Origin of the sequence: Sporomusa acidovorans (genome assembly GCF_900101845.1) — a bacterium.
GTDB classification, from domain to species: Bacteria; Bacillota; Negativicutes; order Sporomusales; family Sporomusaceae; genus Sporomusa; species Sporomusa acidovorans.
Genome location: NZ_FNAM01000015.1, coordinates 97,633 through 120,789 on the forward strand (window position 1 = coordinate 97,633; position 23,157 = coordinate 120,789).

The following is a 23,157-nucleotide window of genomic DNA, read 5'->3' on the forward strand; positions in this document are numbered from 1 at the left end:
GAAAAAACACTGTTTTTATAAAGGAATAATACCGATAGTCAGTGCGAGCGCAAGCATGACAATGGACGTGCCAATAGCCCAAAGAAGGGTGTATTTCTGAAAATCCCCGAATTCAACTCCGCACAGGCCTACCAGCAGATAAGTGGAAGCTACAAGCGGACTTAACAAATGGGCGCCCTGACCAATTAAAGAAGCACGGGCAATTTCCGCCGGTGTAATGCCATATGTCGCCGCAGTTTTAACCAAAATAGGCACAACCCCGAAATAAAAAGCGTCGTTTGTCAGGAAAAAGGTAAACGGTAAGCTGGCCAGGGCGGTGATAAGCGCCAGATGGGGTCCCATGGAAGGCGGAATGACAGAGACCAGCGAATTGGCCATTGCATCGACCATTTTCGTACCGGACATAATGCCCATAAAGATCCCAGCCGCAAATACCATGACAATAACAGGCAAGGCGTTGGCAGCATGCGTTGCGATTCGGGCTTGCTGGTCTTTAAGTTTGGGATAATTGATAATCAGGGCCAGTGAAGTACCGATCATAAATAAAACGTTAAGAGGCAATAGCTCTTTGACTAACGCTGCCATCAGGATAATAGTCATACCTAGGTTTATCCAGAACAGGTGCGGCCGTTTAAGAATTTGGTTTTCTTTATCCATATTGGCAGTTGCCGGTCCCGGGACCGTGTCCTGAAGGTGCAGTGTGCCGAGACGGGCACGTTCTTTCAAGCCTATCCGGTAAGCTACAAACAATACCCAGATCGTACCGGCTACCATGGCTGGTATTAGTGGAACAAATACGTCGGAAGCTTCCAGACTGAGAGCACTCATAACCCGCCCGGTGGGACCACCCCACGGCAATATGTTCATCACACCGTTTTGCATGATAGCCATAGCCGGCAAGATGAGCGGATGGATTCCAAGGCGCCGGTGAACAGCCAGCATAGCGGAGCAGGTGATCATGTACGTGGTTGAACCATCACCGTCCAGCGATACAATGCCTGCTAAAATAGCAGTACCTACAACAACTTTCATGGGGTCGCCTTTAACGGCCTTTAGGATCCGGCTAATCAGCGGGTCGAATAAACCGGCGTCAATCATTACACCGAAATAAAGAATGGCAAAACAAATCATAATACCGGTCGGAGCTACTTTTTTGATACCCTCAAGTGACATTGCGCCAAGTTGAGGCCCGAAGCCAAGCGCGATTCCGAAGGCCAACGGCACAAGCATCAGCGCAGTCATGGCGGAGAGTCGCTTGGACATGATAAGATACATAAAGGCAATAACCATTAGAAATCCCATTAGTGCTAGCATATAATGACTCCTCCTTGACGAAAAATTACGACAATAATCGTACTCTGAGATAAAGTATAGGGGAAGGCGTTATATAAGTAAAATTCAATCTGGCTATGGCCGGATATCAAAGAAAATTATGAGAATATTTATAATCATGACCCATATGCTCCGGTAAGGAGGCTTGCAGGCATAGGCGGGTGATGTATTGACAACGCTCCATCACTGGCGTTTGACTTCCGCTTTTGCCAACACACCACCCGCCTGTTAAAATTCTTTAGTACATTGTATATAGTTTGCCATTAGTAAAGAGTAATAACTATGCCCACGCACTTTGTGCGTGGGCATAGTTATTACTGGCGGGCGAAAATGACCTTCGGAAAGTCCGTCTCCTTGACAAAATTGACAAAAGCACTGACAACATTCATGTCAAGCATGGGCGGGTTGTTGGTCCCAAAATCCGTCTTAACAAGCCAAGGTCGGAAAAAGTTGTCAAATCAGTTGAACAGGCCATCGAAGCTGCTGGTGTGCAGGATGGTATGACCATAGCTTTTCATCATCATTTCCGTAATGGGGACTATATCTTAAACCGGGTTGTTGCGGCTATTGCCCAAAAAGGTATCAAGGGATTGACGCTCGCGCCAAGTTCGCTTAATGATATTAATGAAGCCATTATTCCGTTTATTGAGCAGGGAGTTATTACCGCGATTGAAACAAGCGGCGGGCGCGGCAAGCTGGGGCGGTTTATGAGTTCCGGCAAATTGTCCAAGCCTACCATTATTCGTTCTCATGGCGGCCGGGCCCGGGCCATTGAAGCCGGTGAACTCAAAATTGACGTAGCCTTTATCGGTGCGCCCTGTTGTGACGCTTCTGGCAATATAAACGGTATTAACGGGCGTTCCGCCTGCGGATCAATGGGCTACGCCATGGTAGATGCCGCCTATGCCGACAAAGTAGTGGCCATTACCGATAATCTGGTCCCGCATCCTGTATTTCCGATCAGTATTCCGCAGACACAAGTGGACTTTATTGTTGTACTTGACAGTATTGGCGATCCGCAAGGAATTGCCTCAGGGGCACTGCGCATCAGCCGTGACCCGCGTGAATTGTTGATTGCCGAATATGCCACAGACGTTATTGAGCATTCCGGTTATTTTAAGGACGGATGGTCGCTGCAATTGGGGAGCGGTGGTGCTTCTTTGGCGGCAGCAAAATTTATTAAGGAAAAGATGCTTGCTCAGAAGATTACAGCCAGTTTCGGTGTGGGTGGCATTGCGGCGCCGTTTATTGATATGCTGGAGCAGGGCTTGATCAAAACAATATTTGATGTGCAGGATTTTGATATTCCTTCCATTGAATCTTTAAAAAATAATCCCAATCATTTGGAAATGTCGGCCTCCTATTATGCTAATCCTCATAATGGCGGTCCGATTGTGAATAATCTTGACGTTGTTATTTTAAGTGCCACCGAGGTCGACGTTGATTTTAACGTCAATGTTATAACTGATTCCAACGGTATTATTATGGGGGCATCCGGCGGGCATTCAGATACGGCGGCCGGTGCCAATCTGGCCATTGTGGTGGCACCGCTCTTGCGCGGCCGGCTGCCAATGGTTCTCGACCGGGTCAATACCATTGTTACGCCAGGGGAAACGGTGGATGCCATTGTTACGGAACGCGGCATAGCAATTAATCCGCGCCGCACTGATCTTATCGATAACTTAAAGGACACCAGGTTGCCCATTATGACGATTCAGGAATTGCAGAAAATGGCTTACGACATGACTGGCAGGCCTGAGCCTATTGCCGTAAGCGATGAAGTTGTGGCGGTTATTGAATACCGTGACGGTACGATTATGGATGTAGTGCGAAAACCACTGTAAGCTTTTGTCGCATAGAGAATTTGTATTTCGGAAAAAGTATGGTAAAATTGGTAGAGGACATGAAGGGAGATGGAATATGCGGCAAATTACTTTAGAGGCTGTTTTGGAAGCGAAAGAACGGCTGGCCTCCCTTCAGGCAGAAATGCGCAGTCTGCATCGGCTGCCAATAATCAGTATTACTACCAACATACCTGGCCCAGTGAAAGACAGTCCGGGCATCCAGGATTTGCTCAGGGCTGCCGTTGACCGGGTTAGAGTCAGTTCTCGGCAATTTGGCTTTATTATCACGGAAGAACGGTTTATTTATCCGGCAACTGGACCTGCGGCTGTTTTGGCTGTTGACGGTGAGCCGGACAAATTAAAACAAGCGTGTGTTGCGATTGAACAAGCAGGCGATTATGCCCGGTTATTTGATATTGACGTGTTTGATGCTGACGGAGGGCAAATCTCACGCACTCGCCTGGGGTATACGGAGCGTACCTGCTTTTTATGTGATCAGCCGGCAGTCCTATGCCGGCGTTTAGGTTGCCACAGCAGGAAAGAAATCGATCGCAATGTGGCCGAACGGCTGGCAGCCTTTGCGGCTGCCGGCACGAATCCATGGGAAGATGTCGTAGGGGATATTGGCGCTTGGGCGGTGGAGGCTATGCTGATGGAAGCGGCCTGTACGCCAGCTCCGGGTCTGGTGGATCGCGATAACGCAGGTGCCCACCAAGACATGAACTTTTTTACATTTTTAATGAGCAGCAGTGCTCTGGCCGGCAGCATGTTTCGCTGTGCCGTTGCCGGATACCGGCATCAGGGCAGGCTGGAAGGTTTGCTCCCGGTACTGCGCTTGATCGGTAAAGAGGGTGAACGGCAAATGCTGCGGGCTACCTGCGGCGTTAACACCCAAAAGGGGTTGCTGTTTTTATTGGGTATTGTTGCCGCAGCAGCAGCCTATACGCTAAAAAAAGCGCCTGGGTGTGATAATATCGCCGGACAAATTCTCGACACAGCGGCTGCGATTACGAGCGGCATAGTGGAGCGGGAGCTTGTCCCGCTTGCCGGACAAGCTAAGGTCAAGCTGACAGCCGGCGAAAGGCTGTATATGCAGTATGGCGTGACCGGCATCAGGGGGGAAATGGAAGCCGGCATGCCCAGTATCCGCGAACACGGATTACCGATACTGAAAGTTGCCCTGGCACAGGGGGTGTCACTTAATGATGCTTTGGTGCACACGCTGATGAGTCTGATGACAGTCGTACAGGATACGACTATTTTAAACCGTCATGGGATGAAGACTTTGCTTGCGGTACAAAATGAGGCGAAGCAGATCATGGCCCAGGGCGGTATGTTTTCCGAGCTTGGCCGGGCACAGATTAAGAGTCTTGATCACAGTTTTATTGCACGTAATATTAGTCCGGGTGGTGTAGCTGATTTGTTAGCTGCCACGTATTTTCTATTTCTTGCCGAGAACAACAGTCAAAATAACCGATGGGGGAAGGAGCCAAAAAATGACGACTAACCAGCCCGTAAAAATTATGGAGACAGTACTTAGAGACGGACACCAGTCACTCGCTGCAACCCGTATGCGAATTACGGACATGCTCCCCATGCTGGAGCAATTGGATGAAGCTGGCTTTTGGGCGCTTGAGGCCTGGGGCGGTGCCACTTTCGACAGTTGCCTGCGCTTTTTAGGGGAAGATCCGTGGGAGCGGCTGCGTACATTAAAGAAACATCTAAAGAAGACGCCTATTCAAATGTTGCTGCGGGGTCAGAATGTTCTGGGGTACAACCATTATGCCGATGATGTAGTACGGGAATTTGTTAACAGGGCTGTTGACAACGGAGTTAGGAATATCCGGATTTTTGATGCTTTAAATGATGTTCGCAATCTCGAAGTGGCGATGAAAGCCGCCAAGGCAGCCGGTGCTCATGTGCAGGGGGCGTTTGTATATACGATCAGTCCTTTTCACAATCAAGAGAGTTTCTTAAAAGTTGCGCAAGATTTAGTTTCACTTGGCGCAGATTCGATTTGCATTAAGGACATGTCCGGTCTGCTGGCACCATATGCCGCTTATGATTTAGTCAAAGCGCTTAAAGCCAATATCAGCATTCCTATTCAATTGCACACCCACTATACCAGCGGCATGGCATCGATGACTTATCTCAAAGCCATTGAGGCCGGTGTTGATATTGTTGACTGTGCGCTGTCGCCCTTTGCGATGGGAACTTCCCAACCTGCCACCGAGGCTATCGTTGCCGCCCTGGAAGGCACTCAGCGGGATACGGGTATTAAAAAGGAACAATTATATCCGATTGCCGATCATTTCCGGACTGTTAAAAAGTCGCTTGCTCAGGACTTTAAATTAAATACTGCTATTGATATTGATACGAAAGTATTGTCATTCCAGATTCCCGGCGGTATGCTGTCAAATCTGCTGAATCAAATGAAGGAACAGGGGATGGCGGATAAATACCCCGAACTTCTTGAGGAAATGCCCAAGGTACGGGCTGAACTGGGTTATCCGCCGCTGGTTACGCCAACAAGTCAGATCACGGGTTCTATGGCCGCCTTCAACGTGATGCTGGGACGCTATAAGATTATTCCCCGTGAAATTAAGGATCTTGTCCGTGGTAAATACGGTCGTACGCCGGCCCCGATTGATCCTGAATTCAGAAAGATGATTATCGGTGATGAGCCGCTTATTACAAATCGTCCGGCAGATGACATAGCACCGCAAATGGACACATTACGTCAGGAACTGGCGGAAAAAGGTTATGCCAATGCATCGGCCGAAGATGTTTTGTCCTATGCGTTGTTCCCGGAAGTTGCCTTAGACTTTTTCAGTAAACACCGGTAAACAAAGAAATTACTGTCAGGGTGTTAGTAACGCTGAAAACAACAGCAAACAGCAGTACGGATGTACTGCTGTTTGTATTTTGTCGGTTAGCTTTATTTTTACCCCAATTTATGCTATAATAAACCTTTATATTATATTTAAGAAAGATGGGAAAACATATTGATTAGTACGAACAACCTGACTTTGCAATTTGGTAAGCGAATTTTATTTAAAGATGTCAATATAAAATTTACGCCAGGCAACTGCTATGGCTTGATTGGGGCCAATGGTACCGGTAAATCGACTTTTCTCAAGGTGCTGTCCGGCGAGATTGAAGCGACAGCCGGTGAGGTTGCGGTTACTCCGGGCGAACGGCTGGCCGTACTGAAACAAAATCACTATGAGTTTGATGAATTTGAAGTCCTGAAGACGGTAATTATGGGGCACGCCCGCCTCTATGAAATCATGGAAGCAAAGGACGCTCTCTATGCCAAACCAGATTTTTCAGATGAGGACGGAATGCGGGTCTCAGAGCTTGAGTGCGAGTTTGCCGAATTAAATGGTTGGGATGCAGAAACAGAGGCGGCCAAACTGCTGAATGGGCTAGGTATCAAAGAAGAACTGCATCAGCTCAAGATGGGGGATCTCAGCGGCAACGAAAAGGTAAGGGTATTGCTAGCGCAAGCATTGTTTGGCAGTCCGGATATTTTACTGCTGGATGAACCGACCAACCATTTGGACATTGATTCGATTAGCTGGCTGGAAGATTTTTTGGCTGACTTTCCCAATACGGTTATTGTGGTGTCCCATGACCGGCATTTTTTGAACCAGGTATGTACTCATATTGCCGATATTGACTTCCAGAACATTCAGCTTTATATAGGAAACTACGACTTCTGGCTGGAATCAAGCCAGCTTGCTTTGCAACTGGCCAAAGAGGCCAATAAAAAGAAAGAAGAAAAGATTAAGGACCTGCAGAACTTTATACAACGGTTTAGTGCCAATGCTTCTAAGTCAAAACAAGCCACATCCCGTAAAAAACTACTGGAAAAAATTACGCTTGATGATATTAAACCTTCTTCCCGGAAGTACCCTTATATCGCTTTTAAGCCTGATCGCGAGGCCGGTACTCAACTGCTGACTGTGGAAAACATCAGCAAGAAGCTTGAAGAGGAACAAGTGCTTGAGAATATTAGCTTTACAGTAACAAAAGGGGATAAGATTGCCTTTGTCGGCCCTGCCGGGCTGGCCAAATCGACTCTCTTTAAGATTTTGTCGGGAGAACTGGCAGCTGACAGCGGTTCTTTTAAATGGGGGGTAACAACAAGTCAGGCGTACTTTCCTAAAGATAATTCCCAATACTTCGACGGTGTCGAATTAAACCTGGTTGATTGGCTGCGCCAGTTTTCCCGTGATCAGGAAGAGTCATTTATTAGAGGCTTTTTGGGCAGAATGTTGTTTTCAGGAGAAGAAAGCTTAAAGGAAGCAAGGGTATTGTCAGGAGGCGAAAAAGTCCGCTGCATGCTGGCAAGGATGATGTTAAGCGGTGCGAATGTTCTCTTGCTTGATGAACCGACAAACCACCTGGATTTAGAGTCAATTACCTCACTTAATAATGGACTCATGAATTATGATGGCACATTATTGTTCGTTTCCCATGATCATCAGTTTATTCAAACAATTGCCAATCGTATTATCGAAATTACGCCGAATGGACTTCTTGACCGCCGCATGCCCTATGATGAGTATTTGGTGAATGCCGATGTGAAACAGCAATTAGCAACCTTGTATGGGCAATAAACAAATAACATAAAGCACACTTAAGTCTCAGGATATAATAAGCATATATGTTAGGAAGAGATTGCAATTCTGGCCCGCGCTGAAAAGATAATTCTTATCGCTGCGGTTTATGGAATTGGCAATCTCTTTTTTGTTACATATTTTTATAATAGATATTCCGCATTAAAGAAATTTGCAGGCACAGGCGGGTGATGTATTGACAACGCTCCACCACTGGCGTTTGACTTGTGCTTTTGCCAACACACCACCTACCTGCAAAACTTTAATACGTTGTATATAGATTCTTTTGGCGGCGACAATTCATGAGCAACAGGAAAAAGCGAGTGATAAATTTATTGGCTATAACCGATAATAGTCTTAAAATAACTTCAAATGCAGGAGAATGGATATGACTGAAAAGCCATTTGACAGTGTGAAAATTGAAGCCGTGCGGCGTTCTGATTTAGAACAACTGGAAGATTTATTTATTACAGCCTTTGCAAAAGAATATGATATTCAACAAATTAAACGCCGAATTCACCGCGCCCGTCAATTTTATTATCTTTTGTACCCGTTAAGCAGATTTTCTCTATGGGTAAGAAACCATTTCCATGTGTATGGGGTAAAAGTTGCCGGACAGTTAGCCGGGTTTGTCCAGATTTCCTATCCAAACTCCACACAACTGCATATTGATTATATCGCCTTTGCCGAGCAATACCGGGGGAAGGGATTGGGCAGCTGGGTTTTAACAAAGCTGCTGAATAATGTTAATCATCTTGATGTTATTCTTGAGGTTTTATCAGACAGTCCGGCGTATTATTTTTATAAACGGTTAGGCTTTAAGCAGATAACGGAAATACTGCATTATGGACTGTCGCTAACGGAAGCTTATCATGTATTGCCGGCGCCGCCCGATGGGTTGGCAGGGTTTCGAAAACTTGAAAAAAAAGACAGGGAACAACTTTATCTGTTGCATAAAAATTCAGTTCCTCACCATTTGCGGCAAATCATGGGGATAAACTATGGCGATTTTAATCGCGGTATGCTGATCAGGAAATTAGACTGGGCAAAAAACTACTTGATGCGTAAGCAAAAAATGGAGTATGTTGTGGAGCGCCAAGGAAAAATAGTTGCCTTATTGACAATCAACAGTTACCTGAAAGCAAACAATCATGTACTTACGTTAATGATTCACCGTGATTATGAATACCTCCGCGCCGCCCTCATCAGCAAAGCCGTCGGCCTGATTAGAAAAAAACATAGGCGCGGGATGATCAGTATGACCATATATAGTGATCATCCCGCCAAACAGGAAACTATGGAACACGTTGGTTTTCGGAAAGACTCGGCGTACAGTCTGATGATTCGTCCGTCGCCTGCAAGACATAAAGAGTCGATTAGGGGTATGCCGCGCCAAGCACGAGAGCGGCAATCCGTAATAAGGAAACATTAATAGGATATTTTAGGCCAGAGGAGTAGGTGTTTTGTAAAGAGTGTCAAATATATTAGTGGAGCGTCTACGTTGAAAGCGTAAAAAAATTCGCGGGAATTTTTTCGCAAGGCGAGGCGGAGGAGGTGCGCATATCGGGAATATGTAAACCGACGACAACGAAGCATTGCGGAAAAAGGCCCGCGAAGTAATTATGATTTCAGCGTAGACGCTCCACTAGGTATAATATCCAAAAACAGTTAAGGGGAGTTCGCCATGTTTAAAAATATGAGACGTACTGATCGACAGAGTACTAAGGAATTCGCTGTTAAATTATTGGAAACCGGCGAATATGGCATATTGTCAACCGCAGATCCGGAAGGCCTGCCTTATGGTGTTCCTGTAAGCTATGTGTATAAAGATGATTGCCTTTATTTTCATAGTGCTACAGAAGGCCATAAGTTAGACAATATAACCACTAACCACAAGGTTTCTTTTTGTGTTGTCGGCGCAAAAAAGTTACTGCCCGAAAAATTTACGACAAGCTATGAAAGTGTCATTGCTTTTGGACAGACCAAAGAGATAACAGGGCAGGAAAAAAAGGAAGCTTTGCTTGCGCTGGTCGCCAAGTACTCACCTGAGTTTATGGAAAAAGGGAAAGCCTATATTGAAAAAAGCGGTGACAACACAACGGTAATAAAAGTTGCGATAGAGCAAATAACCGGCAAGGTACGGCCGCAATAAGGAGCCAGCATTATGACAGAGAGTGACTTGAGACAGCAAATATGCCTTATCGGCCAGCGCATGTATGACAGCGGTTTCGTTGCAGCAAATGATGGGAATATCAGTGTTAAACTGGATGATAACGAAATACTGACTACCCCGACTGGGGTAAGTAAAGGTTTTATGACCCCGGAAATGCTGCTAAAGGTAAATAGTGAAGGAAGCGTGCTAACTGAAGCCGGTTCATGGCGGCCTTCCTCCGAACTTAAGATGCATCTGCGGGTCTACCAGGACCGTCCGGATGTTGGCGCTGTTGTTCATGCTCATCCCCCTTACGCCACTACTTTCGCAGTTGCCCATATTCCCCTTAATAAGCCGCTGATCGCTGAGGCTGTTGTCAATCTTGGGTGTGTGCCTGTAGCTGAATACGGAACTCCTTCCACTCAGGAAGTACCTGCTGCTGTGGCCCGTTATCTGGAACACTTTGATGCCGTATTATTAGCCAATCATGGCGCTTTAGCCTGGGGAGAAGATTTAGTTACCGCTTATCATAAACTGGAATCGGTAGAGTATTATGCTAAGCTGATGTTTTTATCAAAACAACTGGGTGAAGCACAGGAACTTTCGGAATCACAATTTGAAACCCTGTTGAAAATAAGGGAAAAGATGGGCTTGACCGGACGGCATCCCGGCAAGTGCCGGGATGTTGAGTGTGATTTTCCGTGTGCTAGAAAGACGCGCTCATAAAGAGTTCTCTCCTCTTATAAGATTAATCTTTTTACGATAAACAGGAGGAATTATTGTGCCAGAATCCTGCTTCGATCTTAGCAAGCTATTGCTTTACCGTAATTTATTACAGGATGATTTGATTACCCGGCTGCAGTCTCTTGAGAAAGCTGAAGATCAGTACGAACTTGCTTCCAGGCTTATCGTATGGGCGGAAAAAGCCGGCATAACGGGCAGTATTGCGGAAAACTATGTATTGTATCAAATCGGCTGTGACGAAAATGTCTATAGCAGTACCAACGAAAAAAATGGCGGTCAGCCGGGACACAGCCTGCTCAGGGCAGCCATTCATGATATCGCCATCTTGAAAACGCTATTAAATAGTGGACTTTCCCAGCGCTTTTGCGATGAACTTAAGCCCATGTTACTTGATTATCAGCCGGCTCGTGGGCCTAAAAGCAATAGCGCCGGTCGGTTTTATAATCTGGAGGTTTTAAGAGATTTGTTTTTTGATGTGACCCAAAAACATACACCGGAAGAGATCGCGTTAGCCCTTGGCCGGTATTACGATCACTATGGCTGCGGTAATTTAACTGGTTATGCAGCATTTACATGGGACGCAGGACGGCGGCAAATCAGTGGAATTGAACATTCCGACCCTGTGCAACTGCAGGATATTATCGGCTATGAATATCAGAAGGCTGAACTTGTGCGCAATACCGAAGCATTTATCCAGGGGAAACCTGCTAATAACGTACTTCTTGTCGGCGCCAGGGGAACGGGTAAATCGTCTTCCGTTAAAGCCATTGTCAATGCTTACTATGACCAAGGTCTAAGATTGATGGAAATCGCTAAAACTGACTTTAAGCATATTCCTGAAATTATGGCGGCATTGCGGGAGTATGGAAAGAAGTTTATTCTTTTTATGGATGATTTATCCTTCGAGGAATTTGAAGCAGAATATAAAATATTGAAATCTCTGATTGACGGCGGCATGGCGGTGTGCCCTGATAATGTTTTAATTTATGCTACATCCAACAGAAGAAATTTGATAAAAGAAACCTGGGAGGAGCGCAGCGGCAACGAATTGCATCGTCAGGATACACTGAATGAAAAGGTGTCGCTGGCCGACCGCTTTGGTATCACGCTATTTTATACGCTGCCCAACCAGGAGGAATATTTCCATATCATTGCAGACATCGCCCGTAAAAGCAATATATCCCTTAGCCCGGCTGAACTGAAGGAGGCGGCTTTGCGTTGGGAGATGTCTCACTCCGGCCGTTCGGGACGGAGTGCCAAGCAATTAGTTGATTACTTGGCAGGGAAAATGGCAAATTAAGTTTACTACTAGCAGGGAGTCTGAAATGAATATCCTTCCTATTAATGAAATATTGCCTGAACTTAAAAATGTACTTAATTCACAAAATGCCGTATTGGTTGCACCGCCAGGCTCCGGCAAGACAACGCGTATTCCGTTGGCTCTTATGGACGAGCCTTGGCTCAGGGGCCAGAAAATTATTATGCTGGAGCCACGGCGTTTGGCTGCCCGCGCTGCTGCCCGCTATATGGCGCAGCAACTGGGCGAACAAGTAGGAGAAAAGGTAGGCTACCGGGTCCGGTTTGATACCTGTATCAGTTCACAAACGCGAATTGAGGTAGTTACAGAGGGGATACTTACCCGTATGTTGCAAACAGACCAAGCTCTGAACGGAATAGGGCTGGTCATATTTGACGAGTTCCATGAGCGCAATATTCACGCGGATCTTGGCTTGGTTTTAGCTTTGGAAACACAGAGTTTTTTGCGGGAGGATCTGCGTTTGTTAGTGATGTCGGCTACCCTGTCTGCCGAGCCTGTGGCGGAACTTCTCGGCAATGCTCCGGTCATTGGCAGCAAAGGGCAAACATTTCCTGTTGAAACTCATTATCTTGAAAGACGTACGGCGGAAAATACGGAAACGATTGTAGTAGAGACCATTTTTCATGCACTTGCCAATCACGCTGGCGATATCTTAGTCTTTTTGCCTGGGGCCGGTGAAATCCGCCGTGTACAGGCCAGGCTCGTTGAAAAAGGCATCGCAGGCTTTGCGCACATTGCACCGCTTTATGCCGCTTTGCCGGCAAATGTGCAGGATGAGGCTATTTTGCCAAACGTAACCGGCGTACGTAAAGTGGTTTTGGCTACGTCGATTGCGGAGACCAGTCTTACTGTCGAAGGTATCAGAGTCGTAATTGACAGCGGGTTGATGCGGGTTCCGCATTACTTATTCCGTACCGGCCTAACTTCTCTGGAAACGGTCCGCGTGACTAAATCAGCCGCCGATCAGCGGCGAGGCCGGGCCGGCCGGTTAGGGCCGGGAATCTGCTACCGGCTTTGGACCAAGCAAGAACATTATTATCTTGAACCGGATACGGCACCGGAAATTCTATCCGCAGATTTGACTCCCCTGGCGCTGGAATTAGCAGCTTGGGGAATTGCCGATCCTAGCGAGGTGCATTGGCTTGACCAGCCGCCTGCCAGGACATTTTCGCAGGCAAGAGAATTGCTTGGCAAATTAGAGGCATTGGATAGTAACGGTCTGATTACCGGCCATGGACGGCAAATACTGCGGACAGGCCTGCAGCCGCGTTTGGCACATATGGTCCTCAGAGCGATGGAATTGGGATTGGGCGCGGTAGCCTGTGAACTTGCCGCTATTCTCAGTGAACGGGACTTTTTGCAGGCAGTGGATGTTGATTTGCGTCTTCGGCTGGCAGTGCTTCGCCAGCTTAACCCAAAAGATAATCAGGTTTGGCCGCCCGGTCAACAGCTTGATATTTCTTTGTGCCGGCGGATTTGCCGGGAAGCGGAGCGTCTTAAGCGAGAATTCGGCAATGTACCGGGTCAACCTAATGATATTGAATGGTGCGGCTGCCTGCTGGCGTTTGCCTATCCTGACAGAATTGGTCAACGGCGGAGTAACGGCAAATTTTTACTGGAAAATGGACGGGGTGCTGTCTTGGTGGGGGATCAGCCATTAGCGCGGGCAAACTATATTGTAGCTCCCAATCTTGACGGGCAGGGCAGTGAAAGCCGTATTTTTCTTGCAGTGCCAATCGAATTGGAACAATTGACAGACTACTTTAAACGGCAGATTTTTACTGAAGCCACAGTGTTTTGGGATGAGACAGCTCAATCGGTGCGCTCTAGGGTATATGAACGGTTGGGGGCGCTTATTATCAAAGAAAAACCTTGCTTGGCACCTGCGCCGGCGGCTGTTTTATCGGCGCTATTCAGCGGGATTGTACGGGAAGGATTGGCGATATTGCCTTGGTCGCGGGCGGCACGGCAATTACGTCAGCGTTTACTGTTTATGCATTACTGGGAACAAGGATGGCCTGATGTTACGGATGAAGTTCTCCTTGGCACACTGGATACCTGGCTGGGGCCTTTCGCCTATGGTCTGACAAGCCGGAATGAATTAGAACAGTTAAATCTTGTTACAATATTGGAGTCGATGCTTAGCTGGGAGCAACGACAGGAGCTTGAAAGATATGCGCCGACTCATTTTATCGTTCCAAGTGGACAACGGCTCCCTATCGATTACAGTAACCCGGATTGTCCGGTATTGGCAGTTAAACTGCAGGAAATGTTTGGCCTGCAAGCAACACCCTGCATAGCCCGGGGGAAGGTCCCGCTGACTCTGCACCTTTTATCGCCGGCGCGGCGACCAGTGCAGGTTACACAGGACTTAGCCAGTTTTTGGCGAACTACTTATTTTGAGGTAAAAAAAGACTTAATGGGCAGGTATCCCAAACATTACTGGCCTGAAGACCCCTTGGTTGCGATACCAACCAGCCGTGTTAGACCCCAAGGCTAGCCGATCTATATATTTCCAACACACCACCCGCCTGCAAAAATCTTTAGCACGTTGTGTATATCTGTATTTATATTTTTTTCTTTCTTTTATAGTTACCTGCGTAAAATGGCTAATCTATACGCAGAATAGTTGGAGCAGGGTGCTTGACATAAAGATAGCGGTATGATAGAATGAATTCTGTCGTAAGCGACAAGTGATGGTGGCTGTGGTGAAGCGGTTAACACGCCGGATTGTGGCTCCGGTATTCGAGGGTTCGAGACCCTCCAGTCACCCCATATTTTTTTGACACAGGGGCGTAGCCAAGTCGGTAAGGCAACGGACTTTGACTCCGTCATGCGTTGGTTCGAGTCCAGCCGCCCCTGCCACCGATTTTACAAGGTAGCTACTAGCGTAGCTTTGAATTGTCTCCTGTTGCGTCTATGCTCAATGGGAATAATCCTCAATATTGTAAAATGGTAGCATATAGTTTGTCTCCATTTAGACATCGACCTACTAGCTCAGTCGGTAGAGCACCTGACTTTTAATCAGGGTGTCCCGCGTTCGAGTCGCGGGTGGGTCACCAAAGAAGAAAAGCATGTTGCCGCTAGCCAATAGGTAATGCGGCAATATGTATGTTTCGCTCAAAGTGGCATTCCAATTGCAGTAGCCGGGTAGCAGGCTTTGAGAGTATCCGGTTAGCCGATGGCCAATATCTGTATACTATGCATATGACCCACTAGCTCAGTCGGTAGAGCACCTGACTTTTAATCAGGGTGTCCCGCGTTCGAGTCGCGGGTGGGTCACCAATATTTGTATGCTTCTCAAATTATGTTTGAGGGCTTTTTTTATGGAATTACAAGCCCAGAATCCCGCTGATTCAATAATAAGAACAAAGCTAGAAGAGTTGCAATGTCAATTCTTCTAGCTTTGTTTCTATATCACTCTATAAAACCATGAGGATGTCACTTGTTTGATTTTTTAATTATGATAATTTTTGCAGTAATTGATTTACAATGCCTTGCATTTTTTCTTTGGTATGGCTGGTAAGTGAGTCAATGCTTTTCCCGGTATCACCGGCAATGACTACACCAGGATCAATTGGCAAGTCTCCTAGAAAGGAAAGTTGGTAAGCGGCTGCTGTTTTTTTGCCGCCGCCGTTTTTGAATATGGCATGCAGATTGCCACAGGTAGGGCAGACAAAACCACTCATATTTTCAATAAGGCCAAGAATCGGCATGTGGACTAATTGACAGAATTGAATAGACTTACGCACATCCGCTAAGGCAATTTCTTGCGGCGTTGTTACAATGACAGCTTGGCAGCCGGTTACCGTTTGGGCTACGGTTAACGGTTCATCACCTGTTCCGGGCGGGCTGTCAATAATCAAAAAGTCAAGCGGGCCCCAGGCTACATCTGACAAAAATTGACGGATAATGCCGATCTTCACCGGACCTCGCCAAATAAGCGGAGCATCAGGCTGATCCAGTAAGCCTTGTATGGATACAACTTCTAGATGCTCATTGTATTGATACGGTAGAATCTGGTTGCCGTCGGTATTGAGTTTTAATCCGGTAAGACCTAGCAGTCCGGCAACGCTGGGACCATGCACATCTACATCGAGCAGACCGACTTTATAGCCCTGATTGCTTAAAAAAACCGCTAGGTTGGTTGCTACCGTACTTTTACCGACCCCACCCTTACCGCTCATGACTACGATTTTGTGTTTAACATTTTGCAAAAAATTATCGATTTTTTGACTTTGCACTTCTAATTCTTGATTGCTACTGTGGCAAGCCATTTGTTAAATCCATCTCCTTTGGTATATTGTAACAAGTAATATAGATAGTTTCTTCTCTACCACGCCGACGAACTCCTGCAGGACTGTATAGTGTAATCGGTAAGCTAATATAAGGTGGATGTGCTGAAGGTTAATTTGAATACGGCATGGAAAGTTTCAGCGGATGCAGGCAATCACAAAGGAAAATACTTATATCCTGATAGGGGTGCAGCGGAACGCAGCGTATACGGGCGGCTGCGTTCCGCTGAGGTCTCAATAGCTTGCTTTATCAGCAATTATCATAGAATAAAAAGTCAATATATTTTACTAAAACATAAACCACAAAAAATAACGCTAAGAATTCTTCGAAATAAGCTAAATATTTCAGTATTATACTTTCCATTCCAGTCGTAGTTAAGAATGTATTCAATGTCTTGATTGATATAGCACTAATAACAAGAGGAAAAGTAAATGCGGAATAGCTTGGGAAAAACTTATTTTTTATCATTTTAGGCATATGCCAAAGAACGACAAAAAGCATGGTTAAAGATAACAAAGCCAATAGCCAGACGACTATCATATTTTTTTCTTGAAATGAATTTAAATACCCAGTTAAACACAAACTGGCAGGTGCAGCAAAAATTGCGATGGTAGGTTGTATTGGATCGGGGATAGAATTTATTACAAATACTCTATAACTGATAACAGGTAATAAAAATAAATAGGTAATAAATCCGAACCAGAAAAATATTTGACCAATCCACATGGCATTAAATACGGGCGATACTACGCTAAAAATTGCAATGCCAACGTAAACTACAAAATAGCTAGGAAGTGCTTGTTGTATATTAAAGTTAAACAGATATTTGATAGTGTAATATATTATTAAAATGAAATGAATTAAAATGCCTAATCCGCAAACAACACAGGCAGCTAATGACCAAAATGGGTAAATATAGGTGGATAATACGACAACCGCCATAGGAAAAGTGGATGAAATGCCTGTAATGACAGGGCTTTTAAGGTCTTTTATAATTGCATCCGCATAGATAAATGTTTTGGATATCAGCATTAAAGCTAAAAATAAGAAAATAAGCCCTGATAAAATCCTAAATATATTTCCGTATGTAGATAACATATTACCTGTCGATATGATTCCTAAAAGCAGTCCTGATATAGGAATCGGTGTAGCTCGTATTGATTTTTTAAATAGTTGTACTATTCCTTGTTTAGGGCTGACTTCTGGTAATAACTGTTGCAATTTTAACCCCCCTTGTAAATGATAATATTTCCATATAAGGACTAATATCCCTTTTTGCTAGATAGGTATTTGATTTTTAGCAGGCCAAGAGCATCAATTAAGCTGTGTTTTTTTGTTTAGGAGAATAATAAATATTGCCAATGCAAGTAGTAAGAAGTCATGGCAATGAGTAACTAAGGGAGAGTGTGCTTCCACGGTTGGGCACAATAAAAGGTCATATTGCGGATATTAAAAATATGGTGAGGACAAGAGAGATGAAGATGTTCATTCCAGTTGAGGTTGTAATGGGCGCAATGAATAAACGAGGGTACATATTTTTGAGGTCTATGCGGAATCATGTTTAAATGAGGCGAACATCAATGAGTGCTACAGTACGCCGGCAAGTTGAAGACTAGCAAGAACAATGATTACCATGTTGCAAAAATAAGATTGGTAATTAATTTATTGAATTTTAGAAAGGACAATAGGCATGAAAAATAACATTCAACAATATCTATTCTGGATTTTATTAATTTTTTTAGCAATAGGTATCATTTACCCGGCGATTGGATTATTAGCAATCATATGTATGCTTGCACCAGTCATAATAGCTCCCTATAAAGGACGATATTGGTGTGGTAATCTTTGTCCGCGTGGCAGTTTCTATGATAATGTAATTGCCCCAATATCGCCCAAGAAACAAGTACCAGCGATTTTGCGGAGTAAGGGTTTTTGCGCATTTATGGTTGTGTTTATTATGGGCGTTTTTGGTATTCAGACGTATTATGCATGGGGTGATTTATCCGCTATGGGTGCGGTATTTGTGCGGATTATCCTTATTACAACAATTGTTGGTATTGTGCTTGGGATAATTTATCATCAACGTACATGGTGTTCTTTTTGCCCCATGGGTACTCTAGCAAGCTGGTTTAGTGCCAAACCCAAAACTATGCCGTTAAAGATTGAAAATTCCTGTGTAAATTGTAAACTTTGTTCAAAAGTATGTCCGCTACAGTTATCTCCCTATACTGCCAAGGGAAATTTAAATGGTTTTACGCACGCTGATTGTTTAAAATGTAGTCGGTGCGTAGAAAAATGCCCCAAAAAGGCATTGAGGTTCTAAATGGTTTAAGAGGTTGGTGTATCAATAAATTATTGAGTTAATTAAACCTGAAAAAGAGTAAAAAGGTCATTCCTTATACTTTTCCAATTGGCAAATTTGTTAACATGACTAAAATTCTCCTTTTTCGCAATGGTAAATGAATTATTATTTATTCAGTACTATTATAGTGATGGTAATACTCTATTTTGCTCTACAAGTAATAACAAAAGACGGCATAATATCATATCATCTATCGAACGACATGGAGCAAGTCCCGTTTCAGTTTCAAGTCGGTTTAGTCGGTAAAGTAGGGTATTACGATGGATGTGAAGAATTTGGGCGGAAGCATTTATATTTAAGTTACATTGTAGAAGTATTGTTAATGTATCGTAAATATCCTTGTTAGTAGTAACCAGCTGATTAAAGACTTCTTTCAGTTTGCTTAATGCCAGCAGCGTGGAGCCATTGAGTGCTTCGCAAAGAACATGCTGCATAAGTATATCGCGATCAGCTATTTGTAACATTGCGTGGTTTGTGTTGCAATGGCGTAGGCAAAACTGAGCTTGCTTGTAAGATATATGATATTGGGAGACAGAGTTAGCAATAGCACCTACTCCGCAAGACAGCGGACCTCCAATCGTCTTTTCTAGAGAGTGTACAATTTGTTCAACAGAGAAATCATTTTGATGTAATAAATCGTTATTTTTATAAGCCTTGAGGAGGATGAGTTGATCCCCTATTAAACAGGCTATGTCTTGTTCGGTTAGCAGATTATTCGCTTCAATACTAGAAAAAAGAAAATCTTCCACACGATCTATTACCAATTCGGATGATCCATATTCCAACGTCAATTTTTGTATTGCAGTGGATACGTCAATTAGTACAGCTGCACGGGGGTGTGCAAGATCTATTGCCAATGAATTGGCAATTCTTTTAAGTTTGGTTGATGGTCCAATAATGGGGGTGAGAACTGAAATCTCAATAAACTGTTCACGCAATCGGGTTTTGGTATGTATTTCTCTTTGTACGAGGTCTCGTTCCAAAATCAATTCCGTAATCATTTTAACAAGGAAGGCTATGTTTCGGACCTCATCAGGATGGCCGAACACGCCGACAACACCTACCGTTTGATTATCAAAAACAATTGGAAGGTTAACCCCTTGTAAGGCACCCGGATAAAGAAATAATTCGTTTGGGTATATTTCAATAGTTTTACCAGTTTCTATGACATCTTTGGCGCCTTTATGCAGTGTTTTATAACGGTGTGGATGGCCGGTAGCAATGATAATGCCGTCCCTATCCATAATATTTACATTCCGATGAACTAACTGCATAGTTGTGTCGACAATTTTTTGTGCTAATTTTTCAGGTATAATCATAGAATCACCTCAATTTGTATGTTTGCACAAAAAAGCCATGGTTTTTACATGATATTTCTCTTTTTCAGATAATTGAAACAGATACCTTAAAAGCCTATCATTATTATATAGGATAAGGTTTGGTTGGGAAAGAACTTTATTGAAAATAAAAAATGGGTTTGTATTCTTTTACAATCATACCGCAAAATTATAATAATGAGGAGGAATACTATGGGAACAACGGGTATGTTGATGCTTGTCTTAATTTTAGCTATTTCGTTAATAATTTTTCTTACGATTCGACTCAAGATTCATGCTTTTGTTGCACTGCTTACGGCTTGTTTGTTTATTGGATTTACAACAGGGATGCCCCTGGATAAGATGTTGAAATCTATTGAACTGGGCATGGGTGGCTTTTTGGGAATGCTGGCACCTATCCTGGCGCTTGGGGCTATTGTGGGTAAAATGATGGAAGTATCAGGCGGGGCAGAAAGATTGTCGCGCACGATGATCAAAGCCCTCGGCAAAAGAAATTCTCACTGGGCAATGATGATTGTCGGCTATATCTGTGGAATTCCAGTTTTCTTTCAGGTAGGAATTGTGTTGTTGATGCCATTATTGTTTTGTGTAGCTATTGAGGCGGGAATGTCGCTGGTAACAGTAGGAATTCCGATGATCATTGGCCTGCTGACTGTTCATTGTATTGTACCACCACATCCGGCTGCTATGGCAGTGGCTGTCGGGCTAAAAGCAGATGTTGGCAAAGTGATCCTCTATGGTTTGATTGTTGGCTTGCCGGCAGCAGCTTTGGCCGGTCCTATTTTCGGAAAACTGGTAGGCAATAAATTTAAGTTAAATCCACCGGAACATCTGTGTAAGGCGGAACCTACTCCTGAGGAAAACCTGCCGCCATTTGGCATTACCTTATTTACCATCTTATTTCCGCTATTGCTCATGATTTCAAAGACCATTTTGGAATTTGCTTTAGGGAAAGCGCATCCTTGTATGGCGTATGTAAATTTTATTGGAGATCCTGTAACCGCACTATTCCTGGCTGTGATTTTATCCTATTGGACCCTTGGCCTTAATCGGGGCATGGACATGGAAAGAATCCGGAAGTTCAGTGAAATCGCTATTGGTCCGATGGCAGCTATCTTGTTAATTATCGGAGCCAGCGGCGCGTTTAATAAAATTCTTATGGACAGTGGTATTGGCGCTGCCATCAAGTCACTTCTTATGGAATGGCATATTAATCCGCTTGTGCTTGCATGGTGTGTTGCAGCTATCATGCGTTTTGCCGTAGGTGGCGCGACTATCGCAATGATAACCGCAGTTGGGCTGGTTGTACCCTTATTGCCTCTATATCCGGGACTTGATCCGGCACTTGTTGCTGTTGCGATTGGTACAGGCTCTATTGGTTTTTCTCATGTGAATGATCCGGGCTTTTGGTTTGTTAAAGAGTATTTCGGCATGCCGATGGGCGATTTGTTTAAAACGTATACACTGTCATCAACCATCGCTTCTGTTGCTGGGCTTATCACTCTTTTAATTTTCAGTCAGTTTATTAGCTAAATTCATTTGTGCAGGAGGCGATTTTTATGAAAGTAACGGTAGTTGTCGATAATTCAATCCCAATTAGTGCAAAAAAGCCATTTCTGGGCGAACACGGTTTGTCACTTTTATTGGAAACAGATTCATATAAACTTCTGCTTGATGCCGGACAGTCAGACGCTGTTGTCCATAACTTAAGTCTGCTCGGTGTTCATCCGCTACAATTGGATGCTATGGCGATTAGTCACGGTCATTACGATCATACCGGAGGTATACCTTATATTCTCAGGCATCGCCGTAAGGCTATACCCATCTATGCACACAGCTTGATTTTTAGCAGACGTTTTTCGGTTTTAGGTGGGGGACGGGAATATATTGGTATTCCATTCGATAAAGAGGAAAGTATCTGTCTGGGGGCTAACTGGAATTTAACGAATGATCCGCTGGAAATAGCACCAAACCTTTGGTTTAGTGGTGGCATGCCCCGAAAAACTAGCTTTGAGACAGGTGACACCAATCTGGTTGTTTGTGCTGAAGATGGCTGTGACTGCCAGGATAATATGCTTGATGACACATCTCTTTATTACGTTAGCGACAAAGGATTAGTGGTTATCGGCGGATGCAGTCATTCAGGATTAGTCAATACTGTGCGGAGAGGTTTTGAAATAACCGGACAAACCCGGCTGGCGGGCTGGATAGGTGGAACTCATTTGGGCCCTGTCACAGATGCTCAACAACAGCTTACGCTCGCTACTTTAGAACAATACTCGCCAGATTTTATTGCAGCAAACCATTGTACTGGTTTTGCTATGATGGCTGAATTGAGGCAACTTTTTGGTAAGAAATTCATACCTGCTTTTGTTGGTACTATGATTGAGTTTTAAGGTGAAATAACAAATATTCAAAAAGACAATGCTAAATAGAACATGCATTGTCTTTTTGAATATAAAGTAGGCATTATATTCTGCTAAGTTAATTTTAGGAGGTTCAGAATGAATTTGAATTGGCCGCATCAGGTACCAAAAGAACTGGCTGAGCGTGTTGTTCAATTAATTTTTGATGTAACCGGTAATAATGTTAACTTTATGGGGGAAAACGGAGAAATAATCGCGACAAAACAACCGGAGAGATTAGGAACGATTCATGCCGGTGCCCAAAAGATAATGGCTGGTGAAGTGGATGAAATTGCTATTACTGTTGATGAAGCGAAGAACATGCAGGGAGTAAAAGCGGGTTATAATGGCGTAATCCAATATCATAAGAAACGTATCGGCTGTATTGGAATATCTGGAGATCCGGAACAGGTTCGACCTTTACAAAAAATGGCAGCTATCATAGTGACAGAAGAAATAAAGAAAATACAGGCCTACCGGGAAAGGGAAGCCCTTATAAAAAGTGCGGCTTTGGATATAGAGGGTATCCTCGTTGCTATTCAGGATATGGCTACTGCTTCGGGGAGCATTGCTGTCAGATATCAGCAAATGGAGGAACAACTGAGCAAAACTAAGGAAAAACTAAAGGAATTAAATAATATTCTTGATTTCATTCAGACTATTTCGGGAGAAACCAATTTGCTAGGTTTAAATGCAGCTATTGAAGCAGCCAGAGTTGGCGATAATGGACGAGGGTTTGCCG

16 protein-coding genes, 4 tRNA genes and 1 pseudogene are annotated in these 23,157 nt (G+C 44.3%); 17 read left to right on the plus strand and 4 right to left on the minus strand.

Translation table 11 applies throughout. The features are described 5' to 3' along the window. Positions 1-15: 15 nt before the first annotated feature. Positions 16-1,314, minus strand: coding sequence for a CitMHS family transporter (locus BLR65_RS12220; RefSeq protein ID WP_093794468.1), 1,299 nt, complete (start codon positions 1,312-1,314; stop codon positions 16-18). Positions 1,315-1,730: 416 nt separating this feature from the next. On the opposite strand from BLR65_RS12220, the pseudogene citF reads away from it, so the two are divergent. The 13 genes and pseudogenes from citF to BLR65_RS12285 form a co-directional block, all read left to right on the plus strand. Next, positions 1,731-3,176: pseudogene (gene citF, locus BLR65_RS12225) on the plus strand (citrate lyase subunit alpha); the annotation flags it as partial. Positions 3,177-3,252: 76 nt separating this feature from the next. Further along, a complete protein-coding gene (gene citX, locus BLR65_RS12230; protein WP_093794470.1) occupies positions 3,253-4,683 on the plus strand; it encodes a citrate lyase holo-[acyl-carrier protein] synthase in 1,431 nt (476 codons plus the stop codon). Beyond that, positions 4,673-6,022 (plus strand): pyruvate carboxylase subunit B, encoded by a 1,350-nt coding sequence (locus tag BLR65_RS12235; RefSeq protein ID WP_093794471.1) that lies wholly within the window; start codon positions 4,673-4,675, stop codon positions 6,020-6,022. The genes citX and BLR65_RS12235 overlap by 11 nt, the downstream gene beginning before the upstream one ends. 159 nt (positions 6,023-6,181) lie before the next feature. After that, positions 6,182-7,801 carry an ABC-F family ATP-binding cassette domain-containing protein gene (locus BLR65_RS12240; RefSeq protein WP_093794472.1) on the plus strand — a complete coding sequence of 540 codons (1,620 nt, stop codon included), beginning with the start codon at positions 6,182-6,184 and terminating at the stop codon, positions 7,799-7,801. 388 nt (positions 7,802-8,189) lie between these two features. Then, positions 8,190-9,233 carry a GNAT family N-acetyltransferase gene (locus BLR65_RS12245; protein WP_169716761.1) on the plus strand — a complete coding sequence of 348 codons (1,044 nt, stop codon included), beginning with the start codon at positions 8,190-8,192 and terminating at the stop codon, positions 9,231-9,233. A gap of 252 nt (positions 9,234-9,485) precedes the next feature. Further along, complete coding sequence (locus tag BLR65_RS12250) at positions 9,486-9,953, plus strand: pyridoxamine 5'-phosphate oxidase family protein (protein WP_093794474.1); 468 nt, start codon at positions 9,486-9,488, stop codon at positions 9,951-9,953. Positions 9,954-9,965: 12 nt separating this feature from the next. Beyond that, the gene (locus BLR65_RS12255; protein WP_211285083.1) at positions 9,966-10,679 is read left to right on the plus strand and encodes a class II aldolase/adducin family protein; all 714 of its coding nucleotides are present in this window, start codon (positions 9,966-9,968) and stop codon (positions 10,677-10,679) included. A 55-nt stretch (positions 10,680-10,734) separates the two neighbouring features. Beyond that, complete coding sequence (locus tag BLR65_RS12260; protein WP_093794476.1) at positions 10,735-11,997, plus strand: ATP-binding protein; 1,263 nt, start codon at positions 10,735-10,737, stop codon at positions 11,995-11,997. Between the two features lie 25 nt (positions 11,998-12,022). Continuing rightward, positions 12,023-14,515 carry an ATP-dependent helicase HrpB gene (gene hrpB, locus BLR65_RS12265; protein WP_093794477.1) on the plus strand — a complete coding sequence of 831 codons (2,493 nt, stop codon included), beginning with the start codon at positions 12,023-12,025 and terminating at the stop codon, positions 14,513-14,515. A gap of 199 nt (positions 14,516-14,714) precedes the next feature. Then, positions 14,715-14,790, plus strand: a tRNA-His gene (locus BLR65_RS12270). Between the two features lie 14 nt (positions 14,791-14,804). Then, positions 14,805-14,880: transfer RNA gene (locus BLR65_RS12275), tRNA-Gln, on the plus strand. A gap of 121 nt (positions 14,881-15,001) precedes the next feature. Then, a tRNA-Lys gene (locus tag BLR65_RS12280) sits at positions 15,002-15,077 on the plus strand. Positions 15,078-15,224: 147 nt separating this feature from the next. Then, positions 15,225-15,300, plus strand: a tRNA-Lys gene (locus tag BLR65_RS12285). A gap of 176 nt (positions 15,301-15,476) precedes the next feature. On the opposite strand, the gene BLR65_RS12290 is transcribed toward BLR65_RS12285, so the two are convergent. Beyond that, positions 15,477-16,292 (minus strand): Mrp/NBP35 family ATP-binding protein, encoded by an 816-nt coding sequence (locus BLR65_RS12290; protein WP_093794478.1) that lies wholly within the window; start codon positions 16,290-16,292, stop codon positions 15,477-15,479. Positions 16,293-16,560: 268 nt separating this feature from the next. After that, positions 16,561-17,532, minus strand: a complete 972-nt coding sequence (locus BLR65_RS12295) for a TDT family transporter (protein ID WP_093794479.1) — start codon at positions 17,530-17,532, stop codon at positions 16,561-16,563. A gap of 469 nt (positions 17,533-18,001) precedes the next feature. Here BLR65_RS12295 and BLR65_RS12300 point away from each other — a divergent pair, with 469 nt between their 5' ends. Then, positions 18,002-18,634: a 4Fe-4S binding protein gene (locus BLR65_RS12300; RefSeq protein ID WP_093794480.1), complete on the plus strand. Its 633-nt coding sequence runs from the start codon at positions 18,002-18,004 to the stop codon at positions 18,632-18,634. A 161-nt stretch (positions 18,635-18,795) separates the two neighbouring features. On the opposite strand, the gene BLR65_RS12305 is transcribed toward BLR65_RS12300, so the two are convergent. Next, positions 18,796-19,992: a CdaR family transcriptional regulator gene (locus tag BLR65_RS12305; RefSeq protein ID WP_093794481.1), complete on the minus strand. Its 1,197-nt coding sequence runs from the start codon at positions 19,990-19,992 to the stop codon at positions 18,796-18,798. A 210-nt stretch (positions 19,993-20,202) separates the two neighbouring features. Between BLR65_RS12305 and BLR65_RS12310 the strand changes: the two genes are divergently transcribed. The 3 genes from BLR65_RS12310 to BLR65_RS31415 form a co-directional block, all read left to right on the plus strand. After that, a complete protein-coding gene (locus BLR65_RS12310) occupies positions 20,203-21,543 on the plus strand; it encodes a GntT/GntP/DsdX family permease (RefSeq protein ID WP_093794482.1) in 1,341 nt (446 codons plus the stop codon). 26 nt (positions 21,544-21,569) lie between these two features. Then, positions 21,570-22,406 (plus strand): MBL fold metallo-hydrolase, encoded by an 837-nt coding sequence (locus BLR65_RS12315; RefSeq protein ID WP_093794483.1) that lies wholly within the window; start codon positions 21,570-21,572, stop codon positions 22,404-22,406. A 108-nt stretch (positions 22,407-22,514) separates the two neighbouring features. Continuing rightward, the coding region (locus BLR65_RS31415; protein ID WP_093794484.1) for a sugar diacid recognition domain-containing protein at positions 22,515-23,157 on the plus strand (643 nt) is incomplete at its 3' end.